Annotated in this window: 14 protein-coding genes; 6 read left to right on the forward strand and 8 right to left on the reverse strand. The window is 63.2% G+C overall.

The features are described from left to right. Nucleotides 1-60: 60 nt before the first annotated feature. Nucleotides 61-1,815 (forward strand): allantoate amidohydrolase, encoded by a 1,755-nt coding sequence (locus GCN78_RS23240; protein WP_152253807.1) that lies wholly within the window; start codon nucleotides 61-63, stop codon nucleotides 1,813-1,815. Between the two features lie 21 nt (nucleotides 1,816-1,836). Here GCN78_RS23240 and GCN78_RS23245 read toward each other — a convergent pair whose 3' ends face one another. From GCN78_RS23245 to aptA, 7 genes are all read right to left on the reverse strand, one after another. Further along, nucleotides 1,837-3,072, reverse strand: coding sequence for a Zn-dependent hydrolase (locus GCN78_RS23245; protein WP_152253808.1), 1,236 nt, complete (start codon nucleotides 3,070-3,072; stop codon nucleotides 1,837-1,839). A gap of 10 nt (nucleotides 3,073-3,082) precedes the next feature. Further along, nucleotides 3,083-4,474: a dihydropyrimidinase gene (hydA, locus tag GCN78_RS23250; RefSeq protein WP_152253809.1), complete on the reverse strand. Its 1,392-nt coding sequence runs from the start codon at nucleotides 4,472-4,474 to the stop codon at nucleotides 3,083-3,085. 21 nt (nucleotides 4,475-4,495) lie between these two features. Next, the gene (locus GCN78_RS23255) at nucleotides 4,496-5,980 is read right to left on the reverse strand and encodes an NCS1 family nucleobase:cation symporter-1 (RefSeq protein WP_152253810.1); all 1,485 of its coding nucleotides are present in this window, start codon (nucleotides 5,978-5,980) and stop codon (nucleotides 4,496-4,498) included. Between the two features lie 142 nt (nucleotides 5,981-6,122). Continuing rightward, nucleotides 6,123-7,403, reverse strand: coding sequence for an NAD-dependent dihydropyrimidine dehydrogenase subunit PreA (gene preA / locus GCN78_RS23260; RefSeq protein WP_226939787.1), 1,281 nt, complete (start codon nucleotides 7,401-7,403; stop codon nucleotides 6,123-6,125). Further along, nucleotides 7,403-8,770, reverse strand: coding sequence for an NAD(P)-dependent oxidoreductase (locus tag GCN78_RS23265; RefSeq protein WP_152253812.1), 1,368 nt, complete (start codon nucleotides 8,768-8,770; stop codon nucleotides 7,403-7,405). Before GCN78_RS23265 ends, preA begins: the two co-directional genes overlap by 1 nt. Nucleotides 8,771-8,817: 47 nt before the next feature. Next, a complete protein-coding gene (locus GCN78_RS23270; protein WP_152253813.1) occupies nucleotides 8,818-10,320 on the reverse strand; it encodes a CoA-acylating methylmalonate-semialdehyde dehydrogenase in 1,503 nt (500 codons plus the stop codon). An 8-nt stretch (nucleotides 10,321-10,328) separates the two neighbouring features. Then, nucleotides 10,329-11,645 (reverse strand): omega-aminotransferase AptA, encoded by a 1,317-nt coding sequence (gene aptA, locus GCN78_RS23275; protein WP_152253814.1) that lies wholly within the window; start codon nucleotides 11,643-11,645, stop codon nucleotides 10,329-10,331. Nucleotides 11,646-12,007: 362 nt separating this feature from the next. On the opposite strand from aptA, the gene GCN78_RS23280 reads away from it, so the two are divergent. From GCN78_RS23280 to GCN78_RS23290, 3 genes are all read left to right on the forward strand, one after another. Next, on the forward strand, nucleotides 12,008-13,477 hold the full coding sequence (locus tag GCN78_RS23280) for an aminotransferase-like domain-containing protein (RefSeq protein ID WP_152253815.1): 1,470 nt from the start codon (nucleotides 12,008-12,010) through the stop codon (nucleotides 13,475-13,477). 10 nt (nucleotides 13,478-13,487) lie between these two features. Then, the gene (locus GCN78_RS23285) at nucleotides 13,488-14,183 is read left to right on the forward strand and encodes a TetR/AcrR family transcriptional regulator (protein WP_152253816.1); all 696 of its coding nucleotides are present in this window, start codon (nucleotides 13,488-13,490) and stop codon (nucleotides 14,181-14,183) included. Nucleotides 14,184-14,252: 69 nt separating this feature from the next. After that, nucleotides 14,253-15,221: an IS1595 family transposase gene (locus GCN78_RS23290; protein ID WP_152253817.1), complete on the forward strand. Its 969-nt coding sequence runs from the start codon at nucleotides 14,253-14,255 to the stop codon at nucleotides 15,219-15,221. Nucleotides 15,222-15,268: 47 nt separating this feature from the next. On the opposite strand, the gene GCN78_RS23295 is transcribed toward GCN78_RS23290, so the two are convergent. After that, the gene (locus tag GCN78_RS23295; protein ID WP_226939788.1) at nucleotides 15,269-16,204 is read right to left on the reverse strand and encodes a choice-of-anchor A family protein; all 936 of its coding nucleotides are present in this window, start codon (nucleotides 16,202-16,204) and stop codon (nucleotides 15,269-15,271) included. 310 nt (nucleotides 16,205-16,514) lie between these two features. Here GCN78_RS23295 and GCN78_RS23300 point away from each other — a divergent pair, with 310 nt between their 5' ends. Together GCN78_RS23300 and GCN78_RS23305 are read left to right on the forward strand one after the other, a co-directional pair. Continuing rightward, nucleotides 16,515-16,997 (forward strand): hypothetical protein, encoded by a 483-nt coding sequence (locus tag GCN78_RS23300; protein ID WP_226939789.1) that lies wholly within the window; start codon nucleotides 16,515-16,517, stop codon nucleotides 16,995-16,997. A 142-nt stretch (nucleotides 16,998-17,139) separates the two neighbouring features. Next, nucleotides 17,140-17,409 carry a hypothetical protein gene (locus GCN78_RS23305; RefSeq protein ID WP_152253819.1) on the forward strand — a complete coding sequence of 90 codons (270 nt, stop codon included), beginning with the start codon at nucleotides 17,140-17,142 and terminating at the stop codon, nucleotides 17,407-17,409. The last annotated feature ends 84 nt before the right edge of the window (nucleotides 17,410-17,493 follow it).

Genomic DNA, 17,493 nt, shown 5'->3' on the forward strand with positions numbered 1-17,493 from the left:
GCGCATATAATGGAGACAGGAACGGGGCGCTATCATCACCGCTTGCATGATCGGAAAACCATGACCACCCTTTCAGACCTGAACACCGGCAGCCAGGCCGATTTTATCGCGCACCTGCATGGCATTTACGAACATTCGCCCTGGATCGCCCAGCGCGCGGCCCCCGCCCGGCCGTTCGCCAGCCTGACGGCGCTCAAGACGGAACTGCAGCGCGTGCTGGCGCAAGCCTCGCCCGAAGAGCAGCTGGGCCTGATACGCGCCCACCCCGAGCTGGCCGGCAAGGCCGCCATCGCCGGGCAACTGACGGCGGAATCAACGCGCGAGCAGGCCAAGTCCGGCCTGAACCTGTGCAGCGCCGATGAATTCGCCACCCTGCAGCGCCTCAATAGCGAGTACAACGCCAAGTTCGGTTTTCCCTTCATCCTGGCCGTCAAAGGCCCAACGGGCGAAGGCTTGACGCGCCAGGACATCATCGCCACGTTTGCGCGGCGCCTGAAAAACCGCCACGCCGATGAACTGGCCGAATCGCTGCGGCAGATCAAGCGCATCGCCGAGCTGCGCTTGAACGACCTGTTCGACGTGCGCCTGGAATTCGGTCCGGCCATCATGCAGCAGGCGGAAACCCTGGCCGGCTGGAGCGACAGCGACTACAACCTGACCTGCGCCTACCTGACACCGGCGCACCTGAAAACGGCCGCGCAGCTGGCGGACTGGATGCGCGAGGCGGGCATGCAGGTGCACATCGACGCCGTCGGCAATGTGGTCGGACGCTACCATTCCGACACGCCCGGCGCGAAGACGCTGATGACGGGATCGCATTACGACACGGTGCGCAACGGCGGCAAGTACGATGGCCGGCTGGGCATCGTGCTGCCGATCGCCGTCGTGCGCCACCTGCATGAACGGGGTGAAAAGCTGCCGTTTCATTTCGAGGTCGTCGGCTTCGCCGAAGAGGAAGGCGTGCGTTTTAAAAGCACGTTTTTGGGCAGCACGGCCGTCACGGGCAGGTTCGACGTGTCGCTGCTGGAGCAGCTCGATGCGGATGGCGTGAGCATGCGCGACGCGCTGGCCGCCGCAGGTCACGAGGCGAGCGCCATCGGCGCCATCGCGCGCGATCCCGCCGATTTGCTCGGCTACGTGGAAGTGCATATCGAACAGGGCCCCGTGCTGCTCGAGCGCGACCTGCCGCTGGGGATCGTCACGGCGATCGCCGGCAGCTCGCGCTACCTCGTGACCTTGGGCGGCGTGGCCAGCCACGCGGGCACCACGCCCATGACCATGCGCAAGGACGCGGCCAGCGCGGCGGCCGAAATCATCCTGCTGGTGGAACAGCGCTGCAGCCAGGGCGAAGCGCTGGTGGGCACGGTGGGCCAGCTGCACGTGCCCAACGGCTCCGTCAACGTGATCGCCGGCGCCTGCACCCTGTCGCTCGATATCCGCGCGGCCGTTGATGCCGTGCGCCAGGCGGCCGTCGACGATATTCTCGACGGCATCGCCGCCATCTGCGCGCGGCGCCAGATCGACTACCAGCTGGAATTGCTGCTGTCGGCGCGTGCGGCGCCGTGCGCGCCATGGCTGATGGCGCAGCTGGCGCAGGCCGTGGAATCGGTGGGCATCGCACCGTATGCGCTGCTGTCGGGCGCCGGCCACGACGCCATGGCGATGGCCGCCATCACCGACGTGGCCATGCTGTTTACCCGCTGCGGCAATGGCGGCATCAGCCACAATCCGCTGGAAACCATGACGGCCGACGACGCCGACATCGCGGCGCGCGCGCTGCTGGCATTTTTGCGCAACTTCCAGCCCAAGCCCTGATGCAGGCATGGGCCGGCGCTGCTACACGGCGACGGCCCGCTCCAGCATCGCGTGCAGCAGCACGTTGCAGCCCGCCTCCAGGTGCTCGGGCTTGGCGTCCTCGATTTCATTGTGGCTGATGCCGTCCTTGCACGGCACGAAGATCATGCCGGCCGGCGCCAGCCTGGCCGCGTAGATGGCGTCGTGGCCGGCGCCCGAGACCACGTCCATCACGGAGTAGCCGAGTTTGGCGGTGGCGTTGCGCACGGCGCCCACGCAATCGGGGTGGAACGGGCACGGCGGATAGTAGGAGACTCTTTCCAATGAAATGCCCAGCCCAGTCCTGTCGCGCGTGGCGTCGATGAAGGCCGTGATCTCGCCATGCATGGTATTGAGCAGTTCATCGTTCACGTTGCGCAGGTCGATGCTGAATTTGACTTCGCCGGGAATCACGTTGCGGCTGTTCGGGAAGACCTGCACCATGCCCACCGTGCCGCGGCCGTACGGCGGGTAGCGGTTGGCAATCGCCACCACTTCCTGCATGATGGTGGTGGCCACCTGCAGCGCATCCTTGCGCAAGCCCATGGGCGTCGGTCCCGCATGCGCTTCCATGCCCGTTACCACGCAGTCGTACCACGACAGTCCCATCACGGCAGGCACCACGCCGATCACCTTGTCGGCGTCTTCCAGCACGGGACCCTGCTCGATATGCGTTTCAAAGTAGGCGCCGATGGGATGCTCACCCGGCACCTGCTCGCCCTTGTATCCGATGCGCGCCAGCTCCTCGCCCACCGTTTTTCCTTCCGTGTCTTTCGCCGCATAGGCGGTTTCAAGCGAAAAGGCGCCGCAGAACACGCCCGAACCCATCATCACGGGCACGAAGCGCGAGCCTTCCTCGTTGGTCCAGAAGGCCACCTCGATGGGAGCCCGCGTCTTGATCTGTAAATCGTTCAGTGTGCGCACCACTTCCAGGCCGGCCAGCACGCCGTAATTGCCATCGAACTTGCCACCGGTGGGCTGCGTATCGATATGGCTGCCCGTCATCACGGGCGGCAGGGTGTTGTCCGTGCCGTCGCGGCGCATGAAGACATTGCCGATCTGGTCGATGGTGATGCTCATGCCCGCCTCCCTGCCCCAGCGTACCACCAGGTCGCGGCCTTCCTTGTCGAGGTCCGTCAGGGCCAGGCGCTTGACACCGCCCTTCGCTGTCGCGCCGATCTGCGCCAGCTCCATCAGGGCCGCCCACAATCGTTCGCCATTGATACGCAATTCATCCATCGTCAACTCCTTATGCGGTGGTGGGGGAAAAGGCGGGCCGTTCGACATAGCGCCCGGCCCCTTCGACGGCCATCAATTCACCCTTGTGGAAGACCACCTTGCCGGCGGCAATCGTGGTGCTGGGGATGCCGCGCACGGTGCGCCCTTCGAAGACGTTGAAGCCTCCCCTGGCGAACTGCGTGGCGGCGGAAATGGTGCGCGTGCCTTGCGGCTCCCACAGCACGATGTCGGCGTCGCTGCCTGCCGCGATGACGCCCTTGCGCGGATACATATTGAAGATCTGCGCCGCATTGGTCGATGAGACCTTGACGAATTCGGACGGCGTCAGCATGCCCGAATTGACGCCCGCGTCCCAGACGACGGCCATGCGCTCCTCCACGCCGCCGCAACCGTTCGGGATGCGCGTGAAGTCATCCTTGCCGGCCGCCTTCTGCTCGGCGCAAAAAGTGCAGTGGTCGGTGGCCGTCGTGTGCAGATTACCGCTTTGCAGGCCGTGCCACAGGGCCGCCTGATGGTGCTTGCCGCGAAACGGCGGACTCATGACGTGGCCGGCCACGTAGTCGAAATCATCGCTCTGGTAGACGCTGTCGTCTATCACCAGATGGCCCGCCAGCGCTTCGCCATACACGCGCTGGCCGTTGGCGCGCGCCCGCGTGATGGCGTCGAGCGACTCGGCGCACGAAACGTGCACGATGTACACGGGGGTATGCAAGACGTTGGCAATGGCGATGGCGCGGTTGGCCGCCTCCGCCTCCACGGCCGGAGGGCGCGACAGCGGATGCGCCTGCGGCCCGGTAATCCCCTTCTTCAGCAAGGCTTGCTGCAACTGGAAAACCAGCTCGCCGTTTTCCGCATGCACGGTGGGTAGCGCGCCCAGCTCCAGCGAGCGGGTAAAGCTTTTCACCAGGGTTTCATCGTCGGCCATGATGGCGTTCTTGTAGGCCATGAAGTGCTTGAAGCTGTTCACGCCATGCTCGCGCACCAGCACTCCCATCTCTTCATGTACCTGTTCGCTCCACCAGGTGATCGCCACGTGGAAGGTATAGTCGCCGGCGGCCTTGGCCGACCATTCGCGCCACTGGTGATAGGCCTCGATCAGCGACTGCTTCGGCGCGGGAATGACGAAGTCCATGATGGTGGTGGTGCCGCCGGCCAGACCCGCCGCCGTGCCCGTGAAAAAATCGTCCGACGTCACGGTACCCATGAAAGGCAAATTCATGTGCGTGTGCGTGTCGATCCCGCCCGGCATCACGTACAGGCCGCCCGCGTCGATCACCGAGGCACCAGCGGGTGCCAACAGGTTCTCGCCGACGGCGGCGATGGTGTCGCCCTCGATCAGCACATCGGCGCGAAACGCCCGGTCGGCGTTGACGACGGTGCCGCCACGTATCAGTATAGTCATCTTGTCTCCTTCTCGAAAAGATCAGGACTGCGGCACCTGCTGCGCGTGCGCCACGGCCTTGCCCTTCATCATGGCGCCGTACACGACGGCGGCGATGGCCACGCCCACGAACCAGGCGTAGGTGTAGATGGTTTTAAACCCTTCGGCCACGCCGGGAAACGCCGTGGGAAAGGCCGCGTTCAAAAAGCCCGGGATGTTCGGCAGCACGGCGATGACGAAGGCGATCAGCGCCGCCTTGTTCCAGCCATTGCCATACGAGTAGACGCCGTCGTCGCGGTACAGCTGCCTGACGTCGAGCTGCGTCTTGCGCACGAAATAATAGTCGACGATGAGGATGCCGGCGATGGGACCCAGCAAGGCCGAGTAACCGATCAGCCACGTGAAGATATAGCCCTGCGTCGATTCGAGCACCTTCCACGGCATCATGACGATGGCGATGAAGGCCGTGATGTAGCCGCCCATCTTGTATGAAATCTGCTTCGGCGCCAGCGAGGAAAAGTCGTACGCCGGACCCACCAGGTTGGCCGCCAGGTTGACGCTGACCGTGTCGATCAAGAGGATGATCAGCGCGATCAGCACGGCGGCGCCCGTCATGCGGCTGGCCAGGTCGACGGGGTCCCAGATGGCCTTGCCGTACATGACGACGGAGCCTGCCGTCACGATCACGGCCAGCATGGCCAGCAATCCCATCGGCACCGGCAAACCGATCGACTGGCCGATCACCTGGTCGCGCTGCGTCTTGGCAAAGCGCGTGAAGTCGGGGATGTTCAAGGCCAGGGTGGCCCAGAAGCCCACCATGGCGGTCAGCGACGGCCAGAAGACGCTCCAGAACTGGCCCGCCTTTTTACCGCCGGGGATGAATTGCGACGGCTGGTCCAGCAGGCTGGCCACGCCGCCGGCCTTGCTGTGCACCCAGTACAGCAGCACGAAGCAGATGAGGATTTTCAGCGGTGCCGTATAGGTTTCCAGCTTGCGGATCGACTCCATGCCGTGCAGGATGTAATAGAACTGGATGGCCCAGAAAGCCAGGAAGCACAGCAGCTGGCTACCGTTGATGCCCAGGCCCGCGATCTTCTCGCCGCCCAGCTCATGGCCCACCAGCACGCCCATCAGGGTATAGATCATCTGCCCGCCGAACCAGGTCTGAATGCCGTACCAGCCGCAGGCGACGATGGCGCGCATCAGCGCCGGCAAGCGCGCCCCCATGGTGCCGAACGAAGCGCGCGCCAGCACCGCGTACGGGATGCCGTACTTGGTGCCCGCATGGCCGATCAGCAGCATGGGCAGGAGCACGATGGCGTTGGCGAGAAATACCGTGAGCACGGCCTGGTAACCGGACATGCCGCTGTCGATCAGGCTGGCCGACAGGGTGTAGGCGGGAATGCACATCACCATGCCCACCCACAGCGCGGCGAAGTGATACCAGCGCCAGGTGCGCTGCGCCGCCGTGGTGGGCGCCAGGTCTTCATTCCAGAGTTGCGTGTTGCCTGAATAGTCGTGGTTCACAGGGTTGCTCCATCGGTTAGACCGCTGGCACGCGAAGGCGCCAGGGATACGGCAGTGTGGAAACGGCTCGGCTTTTAAGTAATCTAGCTTACTGCAAAGACGCGCCGCTGTTTATAAAATAAACGCACGCAATAACCGTGCCCTATGCCGTCTCCGTCAACGCGCGGGGATTCCTGGGATCCTGCGTCCAGTTCATGTATGGCTTGCCCGTGGCTTGTGGCACCATCGTGATGCAGCCCTGCACCGGACAGGTGATCTCGCACAGGTTGCAGCCCACGCACTCCTCCTTGATCACCTCGTACGTGCGCGTGCCGGCGGCGTCGATCAGCTGCGCAATCGACTGGTGCGAGGTGTCTTCGCAAGCCACATAGCACTTGCCGCATTTGATGCAGTCGTCCTGGTTGATGTGCGCGATCACCTGGTAATTCATGTCCAGGTATTTCCAGTCCGTCGTGTTGGCCACGGCCTTGCCGGAAAAATCGCTGATGCGCGCATAGCCCTTCTCGTCCATCCAGCGCGACAGGCCATCCTTCATCTCGTCGACGATGCGGAAACCATGCAGCATGGCGGCCGTGCACACCTGCACGCAGCCGGCACCCAGGGCGAGGAATTCGGCCGCGTCGCGCCAGTTGCCGATGCCGCCGATGCCGGAAATGGGCAAGCCGCGCGTCTGCGGATCGCGGGCGATTTCCGCCACCATGTTCAGCGCGATCGGCTTGACGGCAGACCCGCAATAGCCGCCGTGCGTGCTGGCGCCGCCCACGATGGGCAAGGCCACCATGCGGTCCAGGTCCAGCGAGGTGATCGAGTTGATGGTGTTGATCAGCGAGACGGCGTCCGCGCCGCCCGCCTTGGCCGCGCGCGCCGGCATGCGCACGTCCGTGATGTTGGGCGTGAGCTTGACGATGACGGGGAGTTTGCTGTGCTTCTTGCACCAGGCGGTGACCATCTGCACGTACTCGGGCACCTGGCCCACGGCCGCACCCATGCCCCGCTCCGGCATGCCGTGCGGGCAACCGAAATTGAGTTCAATGCCATCCGCCCCCGTCGCCTCGACCTTCGGCAGGATGTCGGCCCAGTAGTGCTCTTCGCAGGGCAGCATCAGCGAGACGATCATGGCGCGGTCGGGCCAGTCCTTTTTCACTTGGGTGATTTCGCGCAGGTTGATCTCCAGCGAGCGGTCGGTGATCAGTTCGATGTTATTGAAACCCACCACTTCGCGGTTCTTGCCGTACAGGGCGGAATAGCGCGACGAGACGTTGACGGCGGCAGGGTCTTCACCGAGCGTCTTCCACACGACGCCGCCCCACCCCGCCTCGAAGGCGCGCACCACGTTGTAGGCCTTGTCGGTCGGCGGTGCGGATGCCAGCCAGAAGGGATTCGGCGCCTTGATGCCGCAAAATTCGATGCTGAGATCAGCCATTATGCAGCCTCCACTTTGGTGAGTAAATCGGCATGGATGGCCAGTGCGGCCAGCTTGCCATGCTGGACGGCTTGCACCGTCAAGTCCTGCCCCGGCGCCACGCAGTCGCCGCCCGCGTAGATCCCGGGCAGCACCGTGCGAAAACCCGCATCGACGGCGATCTTGTCGCCTTCGCGTTGCAAGAGCGACGCCATCGGGTCATGCAGCACGTCCGTGTCGAGGCTCTGGCCGATGGCCTTGAAGATGGCGTCGGCCGCCACGTCGAAGGTTTCGCCGGTGCCCGCCAGGCGCGTGCCCTGCATGCGGGTCTTCTCGAAGCGCATGCCGGCCACCTTGCCTTCGCCATCGAGCAACACCTGCTGCGGCTGGGCCCACGTCAGCATGCGCACCTGATTGGCCTTGGCGATCTCCTGTTCGTGATGCGTGGCCGTCATGGCGTCGAAGCCGCGCCGGTAGACCAGAGTGACTTCCTCGGCACCCAGGCGCTGGATCTGCACGGCCATGTCGATGGCCGTATTGCCGGCGCCGATGACGATGGCGCGTTTCGGCACGGGCAGCGCGGTCAGGTCGTCCGCCTGGCGCAGCGCGCTGATGTAGTCGACGGCGGCCAAAAGACCTGGCGCCTCCTCGCCCGTCAAGCCCAGCTTGCGGCTGGCGCCCAGGCCGAGGCCCAGGAAGACGGCGTCGTACTGCGCGTGCAGGTCGCGCAGCTGCAGGTTCTCGCCCAGCACCTGGCGACATCGGATCTCGATGCCGCCTATGTCCAGCAGAAAGTCGATTTCCTTTTGCGCGAAGTCGTCCGTCAGCTTGTACTTGGCGATGCCGTATTCATTCAGGCCGCCCGGCTTGCCTTCCTTTTCGAAGATCACCACGTCGTGGCCCAGCATCGCCAGGCGGTGCGCGCACGACAGGCCGCCAGGGCCCGCACCGACGATGGCGATCGTCTTGCCCGTGCTTGCCGCCCGATTGAACGGGTGGCTGGCAAAGTGCATGTGGTCGACGGCGTAGCGCTGCAACAGGCCTATTTTCACGGGCTGGCCTTCCGCATCGTGGTTGCGCACGCAGACGTCTTCACACAGGATTTCCGTGGGACAGACGCGGGCGCAGCTGCCGCCCAGGATGTTCTGCTTCAGGATGCCGGCTGCGGCGCCGTTGATGTTCTTGTCGTGGATGTTACGGATGAAGCTGGCCACGTCGATTTCCGACGGACAGATACGGCTGCACGGCGCGTCGTAGCAGTACAGGCAGCGGGCGCTTTCGATGGCGGCCTGGCGCGCCGTCAGGGGCGGCGCCAGATCCGTGAAATGCCCCGCCAATTCGGCGTTGGGCAGGGCGGGATGCGGCAAATAGTTGAGGGACTCGATCATCGCGTTTTCCTTCTTTGAGCCTGCGGTGGACTGTTAGTATGAAACCGTCACTTCATCTGGGGAAAAGCAAATTCCACGCCAGCGCTTACCGTGTTCGGCCAGCGCTGCATCACGGCCTTGTGGCGCGTGTAGAAGCGCACGCCTTCGGGGCCATACGCGTGGTGGTCGCCGAACATGCTGCGCTTCCAGCCGCCAAAGCTGTTGAAGGCCATCGGCACCGGAAGGGGGATGTTGACGCCCACCATGCCGACCTGGATCTGGCGCACGAATTCGCGCGCCACGCCGCCGTCGCGCGTGTAGATGGCCACGCCGTTGCCATACTCGTTGGCGTTGATCAGCTCCACCGCATGCACCACGTCAGGACAGCGCAGCACGCACAGCACGGGACCAAAAATCTCTTCCTTGTAGATGCTCATGTCGCGCGTGACGTGGTCGAACAGGGTGCCGCCGACAAAGAAGCCGTTCTCGCGGCCCGGCACCACATGGTTGCGGCCATCGACCACCAGCGTCGCGCCCTGCTCCACGCCCGAGGCGATGAGTTTTTCGATGCGCTGCTTGGCGGCCAGCGACACGACCGGTCCCATTTCCGCACCATCGGCCATGCCGTCGCGCACTTTCAGTGCGGCCGTGCGCGTTGCCAGTGCGTCGATCAATTTGTCGCCCGCATCGCCCACGGCCACGACGACGGAGATGGCCATGCAGCGTTCACCCGCCGAACCGTAGGCCGCGCCGATCAGCGCATCGACCGTCATGTCCATGTCCGCGTCGGGCATCACCACCATGTGATTCTTCGCGCCGCCCAGCGCTTGCACGCGCTTGCCGCTGGCACTGCCGCGCGCATAGATGTATTCGGCGATCGGCGTCGAGCCGACAAAGCTGATCGCCTGCACGACCGGGTGGTCGAGCAATGCGTCGACCGTCACCTTGTCTCCCTGGACCACGTTGAAGACGCCGTCGGGCAGGCCGGCGTCCTTCAGCAGTTTCGCGTGCAGCAAAGAGGCGGACGGATCACGCTCGGACGGTTTCAAGACGAAGGTATTGCCGCAGGCGATGGCGACGGGGAACATCCACATCGGCACCATCACGGGGAAATTGAATGGCGTGATGCCAGCCACCACGCCCAGCGCCTGGCGCATGGACCAGGCGTCGATGCCGCGCGAAATCTGGTCCGTGAATTCGCCTTTCAGCAATTGCGGGATGCCGACGGCAAATTCCACCATCTCGATGCCGCGCGCCACCTCGCCCTGCGCATCGGCAAAGGTCTTGCCATGCTCGCGCGTGAGCATGGCGGCAAAGTCGTCCGTGTGCTGCTGGCACAGCTGAAGGTAGCGGAACAGCACACGGGCGCGCGTCAGCGGCGGCGTGGCCGACCACGAGGGAAAGGCGGCGGCTGCCGCCTGCACGGCCGCGTCGACGTCTTCGCGGGTGCCCAGCGCCACTCTGGCGACGGGTACGCCCAGGGCAGGGTTGTAGACGTCGCCATAGCGGCCGCTTCGGGTGTCGACCTTGGCGCCGTTGATGTAGTGGGTGATGGTGTCGAGCGTGTTCATGGTGTTCCTTAGTCGAGATTCTTTAGTACCTTGGCCAGCTTGCCAAACAGCTCGTCGATATGCTGTTTTTCCAGCACCAGCGGCGGCGACAGCGCGATGATGTCGCCCGTTGTGCGTATCAGCACGCCGTCGGCGAAGGCTTGCTTGAAGGCGTTGAAGGCGCGCGCACCGGGCTTGCCGGCGATGGGGGCGAGTTCGATGCCGGCGATCAGGCCGATGCTGCGCAGATCGATCACGTGCGGCAAGCCTTTCAGGGAATGCACGGCGTCGCTCCAATACGCCTGCATCGCTTTCGCGTGGCCCAGGATGTCCTGTTCCTCAAACACTTGCAGGGTGGCCAGCGACGCGGCGCAGGCCAGCGGGTGGCCGGAATAGGTATAGCCGTGGAACAGTTCAATGCCTGGCGGCGCATCCATGAAGGCGTCGTGGATGTATTTTTTGCTGAACACGGCGCCCATCGGCACCATGCCGTTGGTCAGGCCCTTGGCCGTCGTCATCAGGTCCGGCTCGACGTCGAAATAATCGGCCGCGAACGGCGTCGTCATGCGGCCGAAACCCGTGATCACTTCATCGAAGATCAAGAGGATGCCGTGCTTGGTGCACAGCTCGCGCAAGCGTTTCAGATAGCCTTTCGGCGGGATCAGCACGCCCGTGGAACCGGCCACCGGTTCGACGATGACGGCCGCAATCGTCGAGGCGTCGTGCAGCGCGACGATGCGTTCCAGTTCATCGGCCAGGTGGGTGCCGTATTCGGGCTCACCCACCGTATAGGCGTTCTTGTCCAGATTATGCGTGTGCGGCAGGTGGTCCACGCCGGGCAGCAAGGGGCCGAAGGTCTTGCGGTTGCCGCCGATGCCGCCCACAGAAATGCCGCCGAAGCCCACGCCGTGGTAGCCGCGTTCGCGGCCGATCAGGCGCGTGCGCGCGCCCTCGCCGCGTGCCCGGTGATAGGCCAGCGCGATCTTCAACGCCGTGTCGACGGCTTCGGAACCGGAGTTGGTATAGAAAACGTGGCCAAATTTATGCCCCGTGTAGTCCATCAGTTTTTCCGCCAGGTCGAAGGCGGCCGGATGGCCCATCTGGAAGGTGGGCGCGAAGTCCAGCTGGCCCACCATCTCGCGGATGGCGCCGACGATCTTCGGCTGTGCATGGCCGCACGGCACGCACCACAGGCCGGCCGTGCCATCGAGGATGGCGTTACCATCGACGTCCTTGTAGTACATGCCTTCGGCCGACACCAGCAGGCGCGGGTTGGCCTTGAAATCGCGGTTATTCGTAAACGGCATCCAGAATGCCGACATCGATTCCGGCCTTGTTTCGTTCATGACCTTCTCCTTGGGATGGGCTGGCGCGGAGCCAGGATCGTTTTTGACGAAGCGTAAAATAATTTACCAGTTGGCAAAAAGCTGATGTAATAATAGACAGGCCATCCCCAATGGCACAGATACACAAACGGCAAAGTATCCCAACCGTACAGGTCGAAAAACCAATACAGTTTTTTGTGTTAAGTAATCCTCGGGAAATTATTGTGAATTTATGACGAACAGAACCGGATGCTATGCAAGGCGCCTGTTGCGACGCAGTGCGAGCACTGCTAGCAGCAGGCAACGCTGCAGAGCGCCGGTTATGGAAGTCAGAAAGCACAAGAATTTATTGGGGGTTACTTGAGCAGCATAAGGAGCCACCGGTGACGCACGACGTGAAACAGGACGAGGGCGAAGGTAACGCCAGTGGCTGGCCCGTGCTGGACATCGACCGCCAGAAGAAAGGCGGCCTCGTCGAGCAGATCGTCATCGCCATCAGCGTCATGGTGGGCAGCCGCGCCCTGCGCATCGGCACGCGCATGCCGTCCGTGCGCCAGTTCGCCCGCTGCAATGGCGTGTCGACCTTCACCGTCGTCGAATCGTATGACCGCCTGGTCAACCTGGGCTTGTTGTCGTCGCGGCGCGGTTCCGGCTACTTCGTCGCGCGCCACGATGTCGCCGCCTCGCCGCAGGCGGCCCTCATTGCCAACACCCTTGCCAGCCCCACCGCCATCGACGCCCTCACGCCGGACCTGTATTCGGGCGTGTCCGACGCCCTGCCCGTGGGTGCCGGCTGGCTGCCGCCCGAGATGTATGGCGAGGCGACCGTGCTCGATGCCGTGCGCCAGGCCATGCGCATTCCCGCCAGCCGCCTGCGCGGCTATGGCCACCCTCTCGGCTTTCCCTCGCTGCGCCAGCACCTGGCCGCCAGCCTGTCGGAAGAGCTGTTCCAGGTGGAGCCGGACCAGGTCTTGCTGACGCATGGCGCCACGCACGCCTTCGACTTGATCCTGCGCAGCCTGACCAAGCCGGGCGACACGGTGCTGGTGGAAGACCCCGGCTACAGCAATCTGCAGTCGCTGATCCGCCACCACGGCTGCATCCCCGTCGGTATAGCGCGTGGCGAGGCGGGACTTGATCTGGATGCGCTGGCCTTTGAAGCCGCGCGCACACAGCCCAAGCTGATGTTCGTCAACACGGTGCTGCAAAATCCGCTGGGCACCTCGCTCAGTCAGGCGCAGACGCACCGGCTGCTGGCGCTGGCCGAGCAATTCGATTTCTGGCTGGTGGAAGACGATATCTACCGCGAACTGGCGGCGCGCGGCGACGCGTCGCTGGCGGCCATGGACGGCTTGCGTCGCGTGATCCGCGTGGGCAGTTTTTCCAAGACCCTGTCGCCCGTGCTGCGCGTGGGGTCGATTTGCGCCTCGCCACCGCTGGTGGCGGAACTGGTGCGCGTGAAAATGCTGGCGGGACTGACGACGTCGGAAATCAACGAGCGCGCCGTCTACCACGCCGTCTCCGCAAGGCCCTACAAGCGCATGGTGGAACGCCTGGTGGCGCAGCTCGAGGCGGCCCGTGAGCGCAGCATCGATTGCCTGGCGCAGGCGGGCATGGCGCCAGTGGCGCGTCCGCGCGGCGGCATGTTCGTCAGCGCCGGCTGGCCCGATGTGCAAACGCCGGAGTGGAACGGCAAGATCATCGCCGACATGGCCTTGAAGGCCGGCATCCTGCTGTCGCCGAACGAATTTTTCATGCTGCGCGCGCCCGAGACGGTGTGGTTTCGCTTCAACGTGGCCTACACCGATACCCCCGTGCTGCAGGCCTTCCTGCAATCGATCCGTCCACGCTAAAGAACCCGCCATGGCCAGCGACAAATCCCCTGCCCTCTCCGTGAAAAATGCCGGCGGCCGGCGCCTGCAAAACCGCGATCGCCTGGAGGCGGACATCCTCGAGCAAGCCGTGCGCGTGTTCGCGGAAAGCGGCTATGAGGGCGCGTCGATCGCCACCATTGCCGAGCGGGCCGGCCTGTCGAAGCAAAACCTGATGTATTACTTCCCGTCCAAGCAGTTGCTATACCAGCGCGTGCTCGACGACGTGCTCGACGACTGGCTGGCGCGCATGGAATCGCTGGCTAATGAACACGACGAACCGCGCGACGTGCTGCGCGCGTATATCGGCGCCAAGCTGCGTTTTTCGCGCGAACAGCCGTGGGCTTCGCGCGTGTATGCGCTGGAAGTGATCAATGGCGCGCCCCTGTACGGCGCACAGATACGCGACAGGGTCGTGCCCCTGCTGCGCAAGGATATCGCCGTCTTCGAAGCCTGGATCGCGGCCGGCAAGATCGCGCCCGTCAACGCCACGCACCTGATGTTCGCCATCTGGGCCATGACGCAATCGTATGCGGATTTTTCGCCGCAGATGGCCCTGGTGCTGGAACGCAAGCAGCTCACGCGCAAGGATTACGAGGATGCGGAAACCCTGATCGCGCACATGGTGCTGGCGGCCGTGTCCATGCCGCCAGCAGGCGAAAAAAAAGGCGCTGTCCTCGTAAAATAGGGGAAATGCCGGAATCTTCGCTTGGCGGTGCTGTCTGACTCTGCATACCCACCACACAGGGAGCAGATCATGCAGCCAGCCGAATGGATCAGCTTTATCGCGCAGTTTGCGCAGTTGAACCGGCGCCAGCGGCAGGCAGGCATGACCCTGCTGCGTGGCAACACGCCACACAACGCGACCGTCGCGCTGCTGGAGGGCGTGGCGCAGTCGCGCTTGGCCTGCCCAGCCTGCCACTCGTCCCACCTGCATCGGCATGGCCATGCGCATGGTCTGCAGCGCTACCGCTGCGTGCCTTGCGGGCGCACCTTCAATGCCTTGACGGGGACGCCGCTGGCACGCCTGCGCCATAAATCGCTGTGGCTCGATTATGCCGATTGCCTGCTCGATTCCCGGTCGGTACGCCAGGCGGCCAGCCAATTGGGCGTGCACCGCAACACCACGTTTCGCTGGCGCCACCGATTTTTATCGTTGGCAAAAACGGACCGGCCGCATGGCCTGCATGGCATCGCCGAGGCTGACGAGTTATATATGCTGGAATCGGAAAAAGGCGCGCGACAGATGACGCGTCCGGCCCGCCGCCGCGGCGGCCATGCACGCCAGCGCGGCATATCCAACGAGCAAGTCTGCATCCTGGTGGCGCGCGACCGCACGGGCCAGACCCTCGATTTCGTCACGGGCAGAGGCGCGTTGACGAAGGCGCAGCTGCACCGCTGCTTGTTGCCCGTCATCGACAAGGATGTTTTGCTGGTCACAGATGGTCATGCCGCCTACCGGGCGTTTGCCAGGGAGGCGGGCATCAGCCATGAGGCCGTCAACTTGCGCGCCGGCATCCGCGTGGGCGGCGCCGCCCACGTGCAGAACGTCAATGCGTATCACAGCCGCCTGCGCGAATGGTTAAGGCCGTTTCACGGCGTGGCGACGCGCTATCTGCAGAATTATCTGGGCTGGCGATGGATACTCGACGCCAGGCGCATCCGTTCACCCGAAACGTTATTGAAAGCAACGATGGGAGCGTTCCCACATTTGACGGTGACATAACCAAAAAAAACCGCCTTGCAAGGCGGTTTCCTGAACAGCGCGAACGCTTATGCTGCCGTCTTGCCCTTGCGGCGGCGCGCCATGAAGCCAACCAGGCCCAAGCCTGCCAACAGCATCGCATAGGTTTCCGGTTCCGGCACGGCCGAGACATAACCGCCCACGTTGGTGGCGTTGAAATAATGGTTGGCGTTGACCTGGATGTTCGAAGCCCAGTTACCCACCACCACGCTGCCGTTGATCTGGCCATTGCCGCCGGCCAGGGTCGCCAGCGGCGCCAGAATGCTGCCATACAGGCCCACGCCGTTCAAGGTGATGCTTTGCGCCTCATAGAAGTTGTACAGCACATTGTATTTGCTGAAATCGCCGTAACCGCCGGACAGGTTCACGTTCGTGCCGCTGATATTGAGGATCAGGGTGTCGTTCGTGTGCAGGTTGCTGAACTTGAAGTTATTCACCGAACCCAACGTCGCGGAAGTCAGATCGAACACTTGCACGCTGCCCGTGCCGCCCTTCAGTGTCATGCCGCCGTAGGCCACGGAGCTGCTGCCCGTGGACGCCACTTTCGCCAGCGAGGTCGAGGTGTTTTTCAGCTGGGCCGAGGTGGATGCGAACGAGACGGGAGAGGTGCTCGTCTTCGTGGCTGTGTTCAGGCCCACGCTGCTCGTCGTCGTGCTGCCGCCCACAAAGTAGTTGCCGTTCTTGATCGAGCCGGAGCTATAGTTCAGGTTGCCGCCAACGACCAGCGCATAGCCGGTATTACCGTGCGTGACGTAGGCGTCCTTGTTCTTGTCATTGATCGAATAGCTCGACGCCGACAGGTTACCGGCAACCAGCACGCCGCCTTCGACATCGCTGCCGGACGCGCTGAAGTTGCTCAGGGAATACAAATTCGCGCCACCGATGCCCAAATCGACAACACCGGCTTGCGCGGCGCCGGCGGCAAACACGGTCGACAGAACGAGAACGAATGATGATTTAGGCATGATTGACATTCTATTTCCAAAAAGAAAATTAACTTGACGCCAGAATATCATATCTATCTGATTTGAGATGTCGCAAACCAACAACTTTTATAACAATAATGCAAACATAGTTGCAAAATGAGAATCATTCTCCTGGCGCCGTCCGGAGAACGCCCAAGCCGTCCGGATGGCGCTGTGAACAGACGGGAGAACAGCCGTCTGTTCTGCCCTTTCAATATTGCTTCGAAGCGCAGCCAACTTGGTGATACGATCGCGGCAGCGCCAGACCAGGCCAGCCCACAGAATACGAAATCATAAGGATGAAGCACGCATGAAACGATTGTCCCTAGGCGCACTGATGCTGGCATATGCCTGCGGCGCGCACGCCGATGTTGTTAGCATGATCGATAAGCAGCCGCTCAGCGAAACCTGGCTCAACGCGGGCTTTTATTCGTATCACTTTCAGCGCGACAAGAACCTGAACGACAGCAATCCCGGCCTGGGCGCCGAATACCGCTTTTCCACCGTCGCGTCGGTCACGGCCGGGCGCTTCTACAATAGCGACCGTGCCTATTCGAACTACCTGGGCGTGTACTACCAGCCGATCAAGGTGGGCCCGCTGCGCGTCGGCGCCGTCGTTGGCGGCTTCAGCGGCTATCCGAAGATGCGCGATGGCGGCTGGTTCCCGGCCCTGGTGCCCACCATCAGCTATGAATACCAGCGCGTGGGCGTGAATATCGCCATCGTGCCATCCTACAAGGACCGCCTGTATGGCGCCCTCAGCTTCCAGCTGAAACTCAAGGTGTTTGAATAACCGTTTGTCCCTGCCTGTCGCCGTTCGGTCCGCCATTCCGGCCATTCGTCGCATACGCGATGCCCGGCAACGGGGTTTTGCCTATAGTGGATTCATCGCCAGCCTGCATACGGCAGCGGCATCCACACGACAGGAGAACGGCATGAAAGACATCAATTCGGCACCGGGCAGCACTTCCTTCAGCACTTTCTGGAACGAGCTGTGCGCTTACACGCGCCAGGGCATGGCCGCCCTGCGCGCCATGTCCTGGCCCATGCTGCTGGCGTGCTGCCTGGGCCTGGCGTTCCTGATCACCATCTTGCCGCTGGCCATCATGCTGTTTGCCCTCGTCATGCTGCTGAAATGGGCCAGCAACAGCGACGATGCCGACGCGGATGCAAAAACACCGAGCTCACAGCAGTCGCCGCAATAAAAATTTGCGTCGTGGCAAGAGTGCAATGATTGTTCTATGGCACTATGCAGGGGCGCGGCACTGACGGGCATCAAACCCCTCCCG

This window comes from Janthinobacterium rivuli, from assembly GCF_009208735.1.
Lineage (GTDB): Bacteria > Pseudomonadota > Gammaproteobacteria > Burkholderiales > Burkholderiaceae_D > Janthinobacterium.

What these genes read in the sequence shown, in the direction of transcription:
- GCN78_RS23285 (WP_152253816.1), top strand. Translation starts at nt 13,488, where the DNA reads ATGGCCAGCGACAAATCCCCTGCCCTCTCCGTGAAAAATGCCGGCGGC.
- GCN78_RS23295 (WP_226939788.1), bottom strand. Translation starts at nt 16,204, where the DNA reads ATGCCTAAATCATCATTCGTTCTCGTTCTGTCGACCGTGTTTGCCGCC.
- GCN78_RS23290 (WP_152253817.1), top strand. Translation starts at nt 14,253, where the DNA reads ATGCAGCCAGCCGAATGGATCAGCTTTATCGCGCAGTTTGCGCAGTTG.
- GCN78_RS23240 (WP_152253807.1), top strand. Translation starts at nt 61, where the DNA reads ATGACCACCCTTTCAGACCTGAACACCGGCAGCCAGGCCGATTTTATC.
- hydA (WP_152253809.1), bottom strand. Translation starts at nt 4,474, where the DNA reads ATGACTATACTGATACGTGGCGGCACCGTCGTCAACGCCGACCGGGCG.
- aptA (WP_152253814.1), bottom strand. Translation starts at nt 11,645, where the DNA reads ATGAACGAAACAAGGCCGGAATCGATGTCGGCATTCTGGATGCCGTTT.
- GCN78_RS23265 (WP_152253812.1), bottom strand. Translation starts at nt 8,770, where the DNA reads ATGATCGAGTCCCTCAACTATTTGCCGCATCCCGCCCTGCCCAACGCC.
- preA (WP_226939787.1), bottom strand. Translation starts at nt 7,403, where the DNA reads ATGGCTGATCTCAGCATCGAATTTTGCGGCATCAAGGCGCCGAATCCC.
- GCN78_RS23305 (WP_152253819.1), top strand. Translation starts at nt 17,140, where the DNA reads ATGAAAGACATCAATTCGGCACCGGGCAGCACTTCCTTCAGCACTTTC.
- GCN78_RS23300 (WP_226939789.1), top strand. Translation starts at nt 16,515, where the DNA reads ATGAAACGATTGTCCCTAGGCGCACTGATGCTGGCATATGCCTGCGGC.
- GCN78_RS23245 (WP_152253808.1), bottom strand. Translation starts at nt 3,072, where the DNA reads ATGGATGAATTGCGTATCAATGGCGAACGATTGTGGGCGGCCCTGATG.
- GCN78_RS23270 (WP_152253813.1), bottom strand. Translation starts at nt 10,320, where the DNA reads ATGAACACGCTCGACACCATCACCCACTACATCAACGGCGCCAAGGTC.